The sequence below is a fragment of the Klebsiella sp. w6 genome, assembly GCF_033100215.1.
Lineage (GTDB): Bacteria > Pseudomonadota > Gammaproteobacteria > Enterobacterales > Enterobacteriaceae > Klebsiella > Klebsiella variicola.
In genome coordinates this window covers 3119326-3134182 of record NZ_CP136907.1, presented here as the reverse complement: position 1 = coordinate 3134182, position 14857 = coordinate 3119326, and the positions used below count along the sequence as shown (strand labels likewise).

The 14857-nt window shown below is 52.5% G+C and carries 17 protein-coding genes; 5 read left to right on the top strand and 12 right to left on the bottom strand.

From position 1 onward, the window contains the following. The first annotated feature begins 171 nt into the window (after window positions 1-171). The 3 genes from zntB (at window position 172) to dbpA (ending at window position 3054) form a co-directional block, all read left to right on the top strand. On the top strand, window positions 172-1155 hold the full coding sequence (zntB, locus tag R0140_RS15535; RefSeq protein WP_032735417.1) for a zinc transporter ZntB: 984 nt from the start codon (window positions 172-174) through the stop codon (window positions 1153-1155). A gap of 334 nt (window positions 1156-1489) precedes the next feature. Further along, the gene (locus tag R0140_RS15530; protein WP_369707647.1) at window positions 1490-1666 is read left to right on the top strand and encodes a proline-rich small protein YnaL; all 177 of its coding nucleotides are present in this window, start codon (window positions 1490-1492) and stop codon (window positions 1664-1666) included. A 14-nt stretch (window positions 1667-1680) separates the two neighbouring features. Next, complete coding sequence (gene dbpA, locus R0140_RS15525; RefSeq protein WP_008805151.1) at window positions 1681-3054, top strand: ATP-dependent RNA helicase DbpA; 1374 nt, start codon at window positions 1681-1683, stop codon at window positions 3052-3054. Between the two features lie 45 nt (window positions 3055-3099). Here dbpA and ttcA read toward each other — a convergent pair whose 3' ends face one another. The 12 genes from ttcA to R0140_RS15465 form a co-directional block, all read right to left on the bottom strand. Further along, window positions 3100-4035: a tRNA 2-thiocytidine(32) synthetase TtcA gene (gene ttcA / locus R0140_RS15520; RefSeq protein WP_004203988.1), complete on the bottom strand. Its 936-nt coding sequence runs from the start codon at window positions 4033-4035 to the stop codon at window positions 3100-3102. 48 nt (window positions 4036-4083) lie between these two features. After that, window positions 4084-5322 carry a tyrosine-type recombinase/integrase gene (locus R0140_RS15515; protein ID WP_064142432.1) on the bottom strand — a complete coding sequence of 413 codons (1239 nt, stop codon included), beginning with the start codon at window positions 5320-5322 and terminating at the stop codon, window positions 4084-4086. Beyond that, a complete protein-coding gene (gene xisR, locus R0140_RS15510) occupies window positions 5323-5535 on the bottom strand; it encodes an excisionase family protein (RefSeq protein ID WP_004179593.1) in 213 nt (70 codons plus the stop codon). It lies immediately after the preceding gene. Between the two features lie 64 nt (window positions 5536-5599). Continuing rightward, complete coding sequence (locus R0140_RS15505) at window positions 5600-5839, bottom strand: DUF4060 family protein (protein WP_317703848.1); 240 nt, start codon at window positions 5837-5839, stop codon at window positions 5600-5602. Between the two features lie 7 nt (window positions 5840-5846). Further along, a complete protein-coding gene (locus tag R0140_RS15500) occupies window positions 5847-6155 on the bottom strand; it encodes a DUF7740 domain-containing protein (RefSeq protein ID WP_317703847.1) in 309 nt (102 codons plus the stop codon). Further along, window positions 6152-6871: a hypothetical protein gene (locus tag R0140_RS15495; protein ID WP_317703846.1), complete on the bottom strand. Its 720-nt coding sequence runs from the start codon at window positions 6869-6871 to the stop codon at window positions 6152-6154. The genes R0140_RS15500 and R0140_RS15495 overlap by 4 nt, the downstream gene beginning before the upstream one ends. Before the next feature lie 34 nt (window positions 6872-6905). Next, window positions 6906-7994 (bottom strand): RecT family recombinase, encoded by a 1089-nt coding sequence (locus R0140_RS15490; RefSeq protein WP_317703845.1) that lies wholly within the window; start codon window positions 7992-7994, stop codon window positions 6906-6908. Between the two features lie 12 nt (window positions 7995-8006). Then, a complete protein-coding gene (locus R0140_RS15485) occupies window positions 8007-11033 on the bottom strand; it encodes a RecE family exodeoxyribonuclease (protein ID WP_317703844.1) in 3027 nt (1008 codons plus the stop codon). A gap of 137 nt (window positions 11034-11170) precedes the next feature. Next, on the bottom strand, window positions 11171-11326 hold the full coding sequence (locus R0140_RS15480; RefSeq protein ID WP_023282477.1) for a YdaE family protein: 156 nt from the start codon (window positions 11324-11326) through the stop codon (window positions 11171-11173). An 8-nt stretch (window positions 11327-11334) separates the two neighbouring features. Then, on the bottom strand, window positions 11335-11526 hold the full coding sequence (locus tag R0140_RS15475; protein ID WP_040217592.1) for a YdfD/YebW family protein: 192 nt from the start codon (window positions 11524-11526) through the stop codon (window positions 11335-11337). 729 nt (window positions 11527-12255) lie between these two features. Then, complete coding sequence (locus R0140_RS15470; protein ID WP_064160996.1) at window positions 12256-13332, bottom strand: ParA family protein; 1077 nt, start codon at window positions 13330-13332, stop codon at window positions 12256-12258. 183 nt (window positions 13333-13515) lie between these two features. Then, the gene (locus R0140_RS15465; protein WP_032421495.1) at window positions 13516-13911 is read right to left on the bottom strand and encodes a helix-turn-helix domain-containing protein; all 396 of its coding nucleotides are present in this window, start codon (window positions 13909-13911) and stop codon (window positions 13516-13518) included. Between the two features lie 104 nt (window positions 13912-14015). Between R0140_RS15465 and R0140_RS15460 the strand changes: the two genes are divergently transcribed. Further along, window positions 14016-14255 carry a transcriptional regulator gene (locus R0140_RS15460; RefSeq protein WP_074182544.1) on the top strand — a complete coding sequence of 80 codons (240 nt, stop codon included), beginning with the start codon at window positions 14016-14018 and terminating at the stop codon, window positions 14253-14255. Further along, on the top strand, window positions 14246-14782 hold the full coding sequence (locus R0140_RS15455) for a toxin YdaT domain-containing protein (protein ID WP_064160997.1): 537 nt from the start codon (window positions 14246-14248) through the stop codon (window positions 14780-14782). Before R0140_RS15460 ends, R0140_RS15455 begins: the two co-directional genes overlap by 10 nt. Window positions 14783-14857: the final 75 nt, after the last annotated feature.

Sequence of the window (14857 nt, the reverse complement as noted above, 5' to 3'; positions counted from 1 at the left end):
TTTCACTACGCTTTAACGTTAAATGAGGAGTGCAGCGCGACCCGGGGCGAAAGCGCTTTTTAATGAAGCTATTAGCCCTACTTACCGGGCAATAAAAAGCGAAAAAGCGCGCTTTCGCGTACCTTATAGAGAGTGCGCGCAATGTGACAGGTATGGATTAACGGAGGTTGAGTGGACGCGATTAAAGGCTCGGAGTTGCAAATACCGGACGCGATCTTCGCGTGGGTGCTCGACGGGCAGGGGGGCGTGAAGCCGCTCACCGATAACGATATTATCGACAAAGACAAGCCCTGCTGGCTGCATCTGAATTATACCCACAGCGACAGCGCCGACTGGCTGGCGGCCACCCCGTTGCTGCCCAACAACGTGCGTGACGCCCTGGCGGGGGAGAGCACCCGGCCACGGGTGACGCGGATCGGCGACGGGGCGCTGATCACCCTGCGCTGCATTAACGGCAGTACCGATGAGCGTCCCGACCAGCTGGTGGCGATGCGTCTGTATATGGACGAGCGGCTGATCGTCTCCACCCGTCAGCGCAAGGTGCTGGCGCTGGACGATGTGCTGGGTGACCTGAAGGAGGGCAATGGCCCGACGGACGGCGGCAGCTGGCTGGTGGAAGTCTGCGATGCGCTGACCGATCATGCCAGCGAGTTTATCGAACAGCTGCACGACCGCATTATCGACCTGGAAGATGACCTGCTTGACCAACAGGTGCCACCGCGCGGTTTTCTCGCGCTGCTGCGTAAGCAACTGATTGTGATGCGCCGCTATATGGCGCCGCAGCGCGACGTTTACGCCCGACTGGCCAGCGAGCGGCTGCTGTGGATGAGTGACGATCAGCGGCGGCGGATGCAGGATATCGCTGAGCGGCTGGGGCGCGGTCTGGATGAGATCGACAGCTGTATCGCCCGGACGGCGATCATGAGCGACGAGATCGCCCAGATTATGCAGGAGTCGCTGGCGCGGCGGACCTACACGATGTCGTTGATGGCGATGGTGTTTCTGCCCAGCACCTTTTTAACCGGCCTGTTCGGCGTCAACCTTGGCGGGATCCCGGGAAACAGCTGGCATCTGGGGTTTAGCCTCTTCTGCCTGATGTTAGTTGTTGTCATCGGTGGTGTTGCGTGGTGGTTACATCGCAGTAAATGGTTGTAAAGAATCGCCTTTTAGCGGCCGCATTGCCGGGAAAACCCGGCAATGTTTGAGCGAAATCAATAAACCACCTACCCATTCAGGGCAATATCTCTCTCGCAGGTGAATGCAACGTCAAGCGATGGGCGTTGCGCTCCATATTGTCTTACTTCCTTTTTTGAATTACTGCATAGCACAATTGATTCGTACGACGCCGACTTTGTTGAGTCGGCTTTTTTTTTGCGCTCTCCGGACCAGCTTCTACGCTTACTAAGACACCCGACGGTCTTCAGGCCGTTAAGCCTGCGGGTACGCCCGTATTACTCTCCGGGAGGCCTCTATGCATTACGCTTCAGGGCTGACAGCCCAGTCTATCCCCATCTCACCCGAGCCGAACGATCCGGCTCCTTTACCCGACCCACGACCGCGTCCGCAGCCGCAGCCCGATCCGCCGCCTGACGAAGAGCCGATTAAATTGTCGCATCAGGCGCGGAGATCTGCGAGGATACGCGCCTGCAGATTGTCCGTCCTTTAATACGAGAATACATTGTGACCGCTTTTTCTACCCTGACTGTTTTACCTGCCGCCCAATTAGCCAACCTTAATGAGCTGGGTTATCTGTCGATGACCCCGGTTCAGGCCGCCGCCCTGCCGGCGATCCTTGCGGGGAAAGATGTGCGCGTGCAGGCAAAAACCGGCAGCGGAAAAACGGCCGCATTCGGGCTGGGTCTGCTGCAGCATATCGATCCGGCGCGCTTTGAAACCCAGTCGCTGGTCCTGTGTCCGACCCGCGAGCTGGCCGATCAGGTTGCCGGTGAGCTGCGTCGCCTGGCGCGCTGCCTGCCGAACATCAAGATTCTGATGCTCTGCGGCGGGCAGCCCTTTGGCGCCCAGCGAGATTCACTCCAGCACGCCCCGCATATCATCGTCGCCACCCCGGGCCGTCTGCTCGATCATCTGCAGAAGGGGACGGTCTCCCTTGACGCGTTGCAGACCCTGGTGATGGATGAAGCGGACCGCATGCTCGATATGGGCTTCAGCGACGCCATCGACGAGGTGATCCGCTTCGCGCCGGCTGACCGGCAGACCCTGCTGTTTTCCGCCACCTGGCCGGCGGCAATCGCGGCGATCAGTGGCCGGGTGCAGCGCAATCCGCAGACAATTGAGATCGACACTGTCGATGCGCTCCCGGCGATTGAGCAGCAGTTCTTTGAAGTTTCCCGCCACGGTAAGATTGCCCTGCTGCAACGCCTGCTCAGCCAGCATCAGCCCGCATCCTGTGTGGTGTTCTGCAACACCAAACGCGATTGCCAGGCGGTCTGCGATGCGCTCAACGCCGCCGGGCAGAGCGCCTTGTCGCTGCATGGTGATCTCGAGCAGCGCGACCGCGATCAGACGCTGGTGCGCTTCGCCAACGGCAGCGTCCGGGTTCTGGTGGCGACCGACGTCGCCGCCCGCGGCCTCGACATCAAATCCCTCGCGCTGGTGGTGAACTTCGAGCTGGCCTGGGATCCGGAGGTGCATGTTCACCGCATCGGCCGTACCGCCCGCGCCGGCGAACAAGGGCTGGCCATCAGCTTCTGTGCGCCGGAAGAGGCGCAGCGCGCCACGATCCTGGCCGACATGCTGCAGCTCTCCCTGAACTGGCTGCCGGCGCCGACGGGCAACACCATCGCACCGCTGACGGCGGAGATGGCCACGCTGTGTATTGACGGCGGTAAAAAGGCGAAAATGCGCCCGGGAGATGTGCTGGGAGCCCTGACCGGGGATATGGGTTTTGACGGTGCCGATATCGGCAAAATTACCGTCCATCCGGCTCATGTCTATGTGGCGATCCGCCAGAATATGGCGCAGAAGGCGTATAAGCAGTTACAAAATGGCAAGATTAAGGGCAAAGCCTGCCGCGTTCGACTGCTGAAGTAAGGGCAGGTTAGTGCGTCTCAGGCGGCTGCCTGAGACGCGTGATGGTTACTTCACTTCCACCACGTTCAGACGCAGTTCATCGAGACGGGCGTCTTCTTCTTCCGGCTGCCAGCCGGCAGGCTGCAGGGGAATCTCTTCCCGGTCAAACGCCAGATCGCCACCGTCCACCACCTCGGAGCCGTGGGTGATACCTTTAAAGTCAAACAGATTGACATCGCTCAGATGTGAAGGCACCACGTTCTGCATCGCGCTGAACATGGTTTCAATGCGCCCAGGATAACGCTTATCCCAGTCGCGGAGCATATCGGCGATCACCTGACGCTGCAGATTTGGCTGCGAACCGCACAGGTTGCACGGAATAATCGGGAAGCCTTTGGCCTGGGAGAAGCGCTCGATGTCCTTTTCGCGGCAGTACGCCAGCGGGCGGATGACGATGTGTTTGCCGTCGTCGCTCATTAGCTTCGGCGGCATCCCTTTCATTTTGCCGCCGTAGAACATATTCAGGAACAGCGTCTGCAGGATGTCATCGCGATGATGGCCGAGGGCGATCTTGGTCGCCCCGAGCTCGGTGGCGGTACGGTAGAGGATACCGCGACGCAGGCGAGAGCACAGCGAGCAGGTGGTTTTCCCTTCCGGGATCTTCTCTTTGACGATGCCGTAGGTATTCTCTTCGACAATCTTGTATTCCACGCCCAGCTGCTCAAGATACGCCGGCAGAATATGCTCCGGGAACCCAGGCTGTTTCTGATCGAGGTTCACCGCCACCAGCGAGAAGGAGATGGGCGCGCTTTTCTGCAGATTACGCAGGATCTCCAGCATGGTATAGCTGTCCTTGCCGCCAGAAAGACAAACCATAATGCGGTCGCCCTCTTCAATCATATTGAAGTCGGCAATCGCCTCACCGACGTTGCGGCGCAGACGTTTCTGCAGCTTATCGATGTTGTATTTCTCTTTCTTTGTAAGTTCTTGATTTTCTTGCATTATTAACATTCTCAAAATCTAAAAGGGGCATATAGGGGGCAAAACGTGTTAAAGCCCAAGCCGGGAATTCAACATAGAAACCTGGTCGCCGTTCATTTCTTCTATCCATGTACTATAAACGTCGTACACCATTTGCGCGTTTTCATGCCCCATTTGATTGGCTATAAAAGACGGGTTTGCGCCAGCCGTCAGGAGCCAGCAGGCAAAAGTATGCCGCGTATGGTACGGATTCCTGCGGCGAATGCCAGCGCGTTTTACTGCAGCTTCCCATCTACTGCCTATGCTGCTGTGCGAGTAGCAGGGTTTTTGCTCGCCTTTCCGTCTCCGCGGCATGAAAACAAATCGCAAATTCTGTTCCTCGCTTGAGCCGTATTCCCTGTGGTGAAACGTGATAGTGGATACCGGATGTCCAGCTGTCAGTTCATGCTGCGCTTTCAGCGCGTCCAGGGCAGGGCCGAGCAATTGTATCGTCCGGTTTCCTGCTGCTGTTTTTGGTGGGCCGAACATGCCGTTTGCTGTCAGATTCCGGCGAACGTGTATCACGCCCTTATCCAGATCGACATCTTCCCATGCCAGAGCCGCCAGCTCACCATGCCGCACACCAGAATAGACGGCGAATTTCCACATGTTCTGGCTTTGGCCTCGTTCGCTTGCCATGAGGGCTGCAAATTCCTCTCTTGTAAGTGGGTCAGGCTTAACCCTTGTTTTTCGCAGGCTTTTTACGCTCTCAAATGGTTTATGTTGGATAAAACCCGACATGTACGCAAAATTAAGAATAGAGCACAGTAAAGAAACATAATTGTTGACAGTCGAAACTGTTCTGCCTTTTTTATTTTTACGCTTGTTTTTTGAATAGAAGGTTTCTCCTGTTAGCAATTCGTTTCTACAATTAAGAACGTCACTATATCCAATAGCAGTGAGCATAGTGTTTCCGTTCATGATTTTTATTATTGTATCAACCTGGGATTTTGTTTTCTTAAGAGTATTGGCGCTGATTTCAGTTTCTTTAATTTTAAGCCATAGTTCACACAGTTCATGAAATGTGCTCACCTGTAACGTGGTGTTAATCGCTACTGCCTTTTTGGATGAGGGGAATCGACGCCCGTAATCAAATTCCCCCATGTTTATTTCGCTGGTAATTACCGCTCTTAAATTACCAGCTTTTTTTATGTTTGCGGGGCTTACAATCCACCCCTTTAACACTTCGCGGCAGCGCTTACCTTTATACATAAACCAGACGCATATTCTGTTACCACGAATCTCCACGCCTGTAGGTAGTGTTGCCATTTACGAATCCCGGATAAATTTATTAATTTCCGGATAGTTGTACCAGGTAGTCCCGCGCAAAGTTTTTTCGCCAGAAGGGGAAACTCTTTTGAAGTGAACGCCTTCTATCCAGGCTCCTTGTCGGTAACTTTCAATCTGCCGGGCTCCAAGGCCAGTTCGTGCCATAAGAGCCTTTTCAACCATCCACTCTTCATTAAAAATGATCTGCGCCATATAAACCTCTCTGGCGACATGCCGAGTATAAGCATGCGCGCCGTAGTGGATTGATAATTCGTTATCAGGCGACCTGGCCGGGGAGGGCTCTCAACCGGCGCATGCCGGTCATAGCCGTGGCCACGTAACTCGCTTTACGGTTCACCACCTCCACCCAGATCTTTACTCCTTCAATCTGCACCGTATACGTCTCTTTCATCTGGCTGCGTCCGTAATCGCCGTAACGTTCTACGTGCTTAGCCAGTGCCGCATCGCACGCCTGGCGGCCCAGCGGTGATTGTTTGCTTCGGTTAATCAGTCGCATATTCACCTCACACAAAAACATCGACCGGATCGCCAGCTGCGCGCGCGTTGTCGTTCGCTTCACGGCGGAGGCCGAGAACATAGCCAACGGGATCCCAATTGGACAGAATTGCATTGAGCTCTTTATGGCTGTGCCAGGTTGTCAGGCGCTTTTTAAGCTCGGTGGCGCAGGCGCGCACGTTCGCCCGGGTGGGGCCGGCCATATTCATGCACAAGCACAAAGTCAGAAGCAGATCCGAATATTCGTCGGCGGCCGCGCGCAATGCCGCAGGGTCGATGCTGGCTTCCAGCTCAGGTAGTTGATGTTTAAGACTCATGCTGCACTGCCTTCAACGCGCTTGAATTCGATAACCCAAACCCAAGGGTTGGTTTTCCAACTATCTGAGCCGTAGATTGATGCCCACAGGCGCGCGAACACATCAGCTACACAGTCGCCACTCTTCATGTCGGCGGTACTGCACCCTTCGCGTACAGCATCGCCGTCACTGATACTCTTCAGCCGCTCAACCCGAACGTTGGTGATTTCCAGCAGAATGCGGCTGGCCCAGCGCGGCATGTGGATTGACGGGCGCCATGCTCCTTCGAACTTGTGCTCTTTGGTATGTGGTTTCCAGTAGGCGTCATCAGGAATAGACCACAGGCCGTAATCACCTGGTCTCTGCTCGCAGCTAGCGCGGTAAATCCTCGCAGCTGAGCGCTCATCCCCTTTGCAAAGGTTGCCTTCCCAGTCGACACAGCAGCCGTCTTCGTTGCCCAGGGTTGCCCATGTTTCACGCACCCAGATGCGGTCGCCGACGTCCCCGAACGGGCAAGCATCTCCAACAAGCCCACCCCAGCCGCCTTTGCCGTTCTGCATTTCTTCTTCGACATGAAGCATCGTTTTAAACACGTTGCTTGGCCACCAATGTCCACCACGGGGGCATGGTCCTGGTTGAGGTTTCATAATCCGCCGGGTCTGCGTCTTCCGGCCGTCGAGGATGGCGCGCACCATCTCCCCGTTGAAAATCATTCCGCGTTCAGTAATTTTCGTCATATCGTTACCGGGAGGGCGGACCCTCCCGCCTCCCTTAGCCCACGTATTCCGGTTTCATGTCGTCCAGGGTGATGCGGAACTGGTCATACAGTTCATCACCGAGGTGGCGGCGCGATGAGGTCAGGGTGCTTTCTGCCTTTGCGAATAACGCTTCGGCTTCCGGATCCCCAGGGTTAGGGAGTGAATTTATGGCGGCCTCAACTTTGTTCTTCGCATCAACAAGGTAGTAGCGTTTCACCGCCTTACTCTTCAGTTCGGTATACAAAGCAGTACCCAGCAGAGCTTTCTGTGATTCGATGTCTACACGAATGGCTTTGGCCTGGTCCACTGAGTCAGCTGTATCAATCCGGTCTCGGAGTTCGTCAGCAACAGAGTCAACGTTTGATGCAGGTTCTTGCGTGCTGGTGGAATCGCCAACGGAGTGTGTTATCTCATTCAGCGTGACTTTTTCTGTCTGCGCCGGGTTGATAACCCTTTCTTCGCGTTCGTCAATTTCATCGGCGGTATAGACCCCGAGGATCACATCCGGGCAGTACAGTCGCGCCCAACGTTTAACGGCGAGATAGGCCAGTTGCTGACGGGGGTCGCTCGCCCACAGTGTAGAGTTGCGGACTTGTGCCTGCGAAAGCATCAGCACAAGCTCGCGAGGTTCTGATTCTCCTTTGAGCGTTGCCCAGGCGCGGACGCCCACGCCAGCTTCATCTTGCAAATCCCAGCCCGGCGCGATGTAGTCGTTACCTTTGCCGCTGGTTTTTTTAATGAAGCGGCCAACGATATTTTCCCATGCACCAAACCATTCAAAATGGATCCGGTCTTTGGTTGGAGCCATGGTGTTAATTACCGAATTCACCAGTTGTGCCTCATAGCCAAGCACACCTGAGTTACCCACGATGAAGGTTTTCTGTGCCACTGCAAACGGATCCATACCCCAACGCGCTGCCTGCATCACTACAGCCATGCACGCATCTGGTTTCCCGCGATAATGCTCAGGCACGAAGTTTCCACTATTGGCCATTACTTCCGAGAGCGTGCGCAGGCGGTTGAACAATTCACCGTTCGTCAGGATAGAAACGTTGTCGATCTTCTGGGTCTGGTTTTCAGTAGTTGCGACTAAATTGGACATTGTTATTCCCCCTTATGCCTGTACGCGCAGAGCTTCGAGACGGCGCATATCAAAATCGTTAAGTTCTTCGGTGTAGTCTTCGGTAATCGGCGCCGGCCATTCGCCAGTGTCGAAACCGTTCGCGATGGCGCGCATAGCTTTGCGGTATTCCAGCATGCCGAGTTCCAGCAGTTCTTCGGATGCCTCGATGATGGCGATCCAGTGGTAGTTCTCGTCTTTGTTGACGAATATCCAGAAGAACTGGTCAAGGGCTGCGGTTTCGCAGTACATAGCCGCGCTCAGGTGGTAATCGCGCTCGATGATTTCCCTGTGCAATTTGGCGCGCAGGCCTTCCTGTTTGATGTTCCACATGCTGATGGTTTTAAGGTCCGCACCGATGCGCAGGCCGCCCATGTCTATCTCAAGGTCAGGACGCACACGAACTTCCAGCCCGGTTTCCTCATCAATGCCGAAATAACTCACCTCGACGGCACGGCTCGGGTGCGTCAATAACTTGCCGGCGGTCGGGTGATTCAACAGTGCTTTCTGAATGGCCAGTGCCGTAGCCAGCTGCTGACGGGTAACCAGCACTTTTCCTTCCGGGTTCTCGCGCCATGCATCCAGCAGCTCATCGGCAAATACGGCAACCGGTTTAACCGATTTCACGGCCTGAACCAGATCCGCCTTAGTGCCTGAAACTTTCAGCGGCTGCGCCTTCTGTGCTTCCTGAGCAACCATGTCAGGATTAATAAGCGCCAGCTGTTCCAGTAAGGCATCGCGGCTGCCGCTGGTTTTCACCTGGGCGGGCAGAGTAGCGTTGTATTCCTTGATGCATGCCTTCATTGCGGTAGCGGTTTGCTTTTGACCGTCTTCAATGCGCTGGAACTCAGCAGGCAAAGACATATAACCCTGGCCGGTTTCTTCAACTGATGTACCCAAAGGAACCTGGGCGGGCAGGGTCGCGTTGTATTCCTCCAGGAATCTCTTGATGTCATCTGCGCTGAGCAAAACCGGAAGCCCGTTGTTGTATTCGTCGATAAACGCGCGGATCGTCGCAGTCGTGGTGAAAGCGCCTTCCGGGATTTCCGGCTCGATGCTGAATTCTTTTTCCAGCTGATCAGGCTGCAGCGCCAGTGCATGCACCAGATTGCCCATATCCAAAACAGGGGAGCGTACCTTCTGGATAGTTTTGGATACGTGGCGCGCCTCGAAATACATCAGTGAAACCCGCGCATCTTTAACCATCGTGGAGCTGATACCGTTAGCGGCGTGGTAGACCTCATTTGGCACGCCTTCATATCGACCAGGCTCGAAATACTCCGGCCATGCTGGCGCTGCTTGTTCAGCATCTTCCTCTTCATCGCTATGAGCACTCTCGGAAACCTGGCTTTTCAGCACTTCGGCGGTAAGATCCGGGCAGCGTTCAGCCAGTATTTTGCTCATGTTCACGGCAATTGTTTGCGCAGGAGGCTCATCAGCGCCTTCGCCTGTTGATACCGAACTATCAATTTCGTTTTTGACTGACTGATCCGCTTCCATCTGCACATTGCTGGTGGTTCCTTCTTCGGTGGCATTAGTAGCCGGTGAAGTCATAAGGCCTTCAATTGAAAACATTCCGCCGCCGAGACTGGCAATTTCCGGGGATCGGGGTTTGGTCAGGTCTTCGGTTATCCACTTCGGATCCGTGGGGTCACTGATACCTTCGACATATTCGCCGCGTTCGGCGGCCAGAACCTGATTAGCGTCAGGGCGTTTCTTTTGCGCATCTTTCACCAGTTCGGTGCCAATTACCTGAAAGTCAGTTGGGAGAGTTTCCAGGTCCGGCACACCTTCATCTCCATCGATAGCCTTTTTCACAGCGTCCAGAGTGACGGCGGCAGATGAAACATGACCAGCTTTTTCAAGCGTCTCAGCAGAAGGGGCGTCATGCTTATGCTCGGTCAGGTTTGCATTGATATAGGTCTGCAGACTTACCGGGAAATGATGAATATCACTGGTGGCGCCACGAATAAGGGCAAAAATCGCTGCGCGGGAATAATCCAGGATGCCTGCGACCTTGCGCAGCGCTGCAGACCATTCCTTGAACGGACTTTCTTTCTTCTGGACGATCTCTTTGGCCCGGCGGTGAATTGATGCCGGGAAATTGTAGATATCGAAATCCATTGGCATTGTGGCCAGGGCTATTTCTACATCGAGCGTATCAAGGGTATGGGTGTAGTCAGGGTTGCGATCGGTTTTATTACCGCCGCCAGCATTCGTACCTGCATCGGTTTTCAAAACCGAAGAAATGCAGTTACCGGCAGCCCATTCCCTGGTGAGAATGCCGCGGTCGATCGCGTTCGTGGCGAACCACAGCTTTGCAAACTGGATACGTTTGCCGAGCTCATGCCGTTTCCCTTCCGGGAAGACTTTTTTATTGGCGCTGGTGAATTTCCAGAGCGCCGGCATATCGTATTTTTTGATTTCTGGGACATTCTCGGCGGCCAGAATCAGATCCTGGACGGCTGCGTTATCAGTGTCCATTTCAAGAACTGACAGCTCCTGCCGGTGAGGCATGCTGATATGATAAACGTGACGTTCTTCGGCCATGTACTGCGCCAGCAGCTGAGCGCGAAAGGGGAGTTCTGCTACGTTAAAAAGCGCGCTCAAATCGTCCTGGTATTCATCGCTACCGAAAGTTTCCACGGTCTCACCTTGTGCCGCGTCGCCAGTAGTATTGGCATCAACCAGCTCGCCACTAACGGCTCCGGCATCATCGATGTGATGATTCGCAGGCGCCTGACCGGGTTTCAGAGCCCAGGTGCGACCATCGTCGCCGAGCTGGTAGCGTTCGCACCATGAGTAATCGAGAACACCTTCCGCCGGAAGGTCATTGAATACCGGGAAATCGGTACGAATTGGTTTTTGATAGTCTTTGCCGCGGCCTGTTTCGATCCCAGCGTCTTCCAGATCGACGTCCAGCTGTAGAAGGGCGCGAGCTTCTGATTTATTGGTACGCCAGATTACGGCATCAGCTTTACCCGATTTTTGAGTCGCTTTTATCAGATAAAAATATTCCATGTGATAGCCTCTATTTTGGATGTAGAATCCCCCGGGCCATTGGTAGCGCCCATTCAGGGTGGTCATTGGTTTTGGTAATTTCCGGTGTAACTTTGGTCGGTGGCACCGGACGTACAGCCCGCTTCGGCGGGTTTACGTTAGCCCTCGTGAGCCATCTGGTCGTGAGAGGCGCAACGTTCAGAGCAATACTCTTTTTCTTTCCGTGCGAGCTGGTTCCCCTGGAGGTACAACAGGGTGCTTACCACTGGTTTTCCCTCGATTGCTTTACGGCAGTAACCGCATTTCTTCTGCATTCTTCCCCCTACATTTGCACCGTGAACCCGGCCGGATGCTCGTCCAGTACACCTTTCAGCGGATAACATTCAGCTTTCACGTGTTGCTCTTCTGCGGCTGCCTTGCAGTCATTTTCACTGTCGTAAACGCCGAGCAGGACATCCTGATTACCGCCCGTCAGCATGCTAACGGTGAGAACCAGGGCAAACATCGTGCTCATGAAGGGTCTCCTTTTTGCGCGAGCATGTAGCACACCCGGCGGATGAAAGCTGACAGCGGACTTAAACGAACAGCCTGCTGACGAGCGGGCTTGCGTGCGAAATCACTCATAGAAACAATCCCCTCAGTGCGCTGAAGAGCGCGATCCAGATGAAGAGTCCAATTACTGCCGAAATGACCATGACTCTGATGCCTTGTTTACTCATTTCAACCTCTGCCTTGTCGCCGGCCAGCGGAACGTTTGAACCTACTGCGCGTTGATTTCTCCACCTCATCCGGTGTTTCGTATGCCGCCGGCAGCTACTTCGTGGGCTCCATGCCTCGGTGGATTGTTGCTACGAGGCAATTAAACACTTTGTTTATAATTGTGTCAACTAAATGAGTTTAGAAATATAAACAAAAAGTTTAATTTTGAATGTGTATAGGCCTTTGCAGCATCTTTTTAAAGCAGTTGTCGGTTGGAAAATCATCAGTAAGTGGAGGGTGTGGATTACGATGAGGATAAGGCGGAGCTGATACTGATGCATTTAGGATGGTTGTGGTGGAGCTGGTAGTGGATGGTCACTTGGTCGAACAACATGTGGGAAGTCGGGAACGCTAGACATAGAGAAGGGGGCTAACAGGGACGCGGCATAACTGTTGTGGGAAGGGCAATAAAAACCCGGCGCGGTGGCCGGGTTGTGGATTGTAAATAGATATTAATTTCTGGTTACAATATCAAGTTAACTAATCAGATACAGGAGACAACACCATTTACATCAGCTTCTAAAGCATCAATTTGAGCTTTATTTGCTTGTGTTGCCATACCATAAATAGTGTAACTTTTGTGTTGAAGATCACTTAATGGGCAGCCTTCATGATTAATGATTGCGGCAAGAGTGTTACCATCTTTTACGTGCTTAACGCGATCATCAATGCTTTCATCAGTAAATAAATGAGGATGTGTTTTTAATAATTCAGATGTGATTCTTTTTATTTCTTCAGCGTGCGACTTGAACGCTTTTGCAGCGTCGCTTTCGTTGGTTCGCGATCGGTTTTGGACGAATAGATGTAGCTTGGGGAATTCTATTTTACTTTGTTTTGCTTCCTTGTTGAAATCAAGGAACATTTCGTCTTGTTCAGTGCTATCAATAGAAACTCCATAAATCAATTTAACTAAGTTTTTGATACCACGAATTGAGGCAGCATCAGCTGTACATGGAATAATTACTCTATTTGATGCGATCACGCCGAGTTCTGTATAACTAGCAAAGCTAGGGTTACAATCAATAAAAAATGTTTTAGGTCTTTCGGAAATGGTTTTGTCTGACTCAAATGACGCAATAAGATCTATCAAAAGTGAGCGACTTTTTTTCCATGCCTCTTTGACTGGAGAGGAGCCGATATGTGCGATAAGCCTAGAGCATATATCTAAGTCAACATCACCGGGCAAAAGATAAAGATTTTTTGGCATTTTGTGGTTAACCGAGTCAGCCTTTACAAAGTATGAAGACTCGTTACCCATTCGAGAAAGAGGAGAGGAGCTAAAGCGCTCTTTTATATATCCAGCAATCGTTGTATTTCTATCCCGAAGCTGGTTTAGGTTTTCTTCACCAACACCATTTCCGCCCAAGATAATTTCGGAAACATTCGATTGAGGGCAGGCGTCAATAACAACCACATCTTCATCAGGGTGAGCAATTGCATACTCAACAGCAAGATTGTAGGTTAGAAACGTTTTCCCGACGCCGCCTTTATTGTTCCAAATCAAATATTTCTTGTTTGTATCAACCATGTCGTTAGCAACTTCCGCCTGTTCCGATATCATAACTTTACCCTAAGTTTACTGTGTGTAAGAAAAAAAACGACCTCAAAATTACTGGCAATCATTTCTACAAAAAAATACTTTAAAAATCATGGTTGTGAATGCTGTCGCCCAAATATAAAAAAATTCACTTAAGCGTATAATCTTTCCGCCAACTACCCATGCTTCCTGTACGTCAGCGTCGTGTTACTCCGAATCGCCCTTAATCCGCCGCCCCATGTACTTGGCGTACAACTCGTCGAGTTCCTTGAGGCGCAGTGACACGACTCGCAACATGTTCTGTTGTTCTTCTTCGTTTGGCAGTTGGTTGTAAAGCTCAAGCAACCTTCGTTCGTCAGGTCTCAACCCGTCTTTAGAGCCCACATCTTGGCCTAAAACCCACTCAAGGCTGACACCAAGCGCATCAGCAAGTTTGATGGCGGAGCTTTTTCCTATGGCACCGCGCACAAACCAGTTGTTAACAGACTGAGAGCTCACACCGCAAATCCTCGCTATATCCGCTTTAGATATGCGCTTCTTCTCAATGATTTCGTTAAGCCGCTGAACCTGCGGGTTATCTGCTTGGTGCGTATTTTTTCTCATATATCACGATTTTAAACTAAATGTTTACGCCAACAACATTCATAAAGTTGACATTAAAATAAACATAATGTTTAATTTGACTCGTAACTTATAGGGAGTCACTTATGAATGCATTAGAGAAAGCCATAAAAAATGCCGGTAACGCAAAAAAGTTGGCTGAAAAATTGGACGTATCCTCAATGACAATTAGTCATTGGAAAAAACGTTGTGGAGGGCTTGTGCCTCAGGGTCGTATTTCCTCTATTTTTCAGGCTACAGGCGTTACTCCCCACGAATTGCGCCCCGATCTCTATCCAAATCCAACTGACGGCCTTCCGAAACAGGAGGCCGGATCATGCAAATAATGTCCTTTCAACAAAATACCGGATTCAAGACCGGCGCCTTGATAAAGCGAAATCAGCCGATAGTGGCAGAGCACGACCACATTCGCTCCGCCGTTCGCGCTTGGGCAGCGGCTGAAGGTCAGGATGTTGTGTCTGCGTACATCGTCGAGGAATGGCGGCAGCAGGGCGGCGAGGAGATCGACTTTCCTGATGACATCAGCCGTGCCCGGCAGAAGCTTTTTCGCTACCTGGACAATCCTACTGAATCAGAGAGGTATCGCGAGAATGTGCGTCTTCTTACTCCGGCAATCATGGCCGTTCTTCCTCTGGAATACCGCCACCGTCTATTGCCCGAAGAGAGTTTTATGTCCCGACTGGCTCGTCTGGAGAAAGAAACCAGCGAAGCGAAGGTTGCCGTTGCTATGGGGGCACCACGCCATCAGAAGCTGAAAGAACTGAGCGAGGGAATAGTCGAGATGTTCCGGATAGATCCGGAGTTAACAGCGCCACTGATGGCCATTGTCACTTCAATGCTGGGGGTGACGTGATGCTGGAGTTCAGAAAGGTGAAAGCCGCGGTGCTGCAACACCTACGGCTTTCGTTGCGAATTAACTGGATCAATT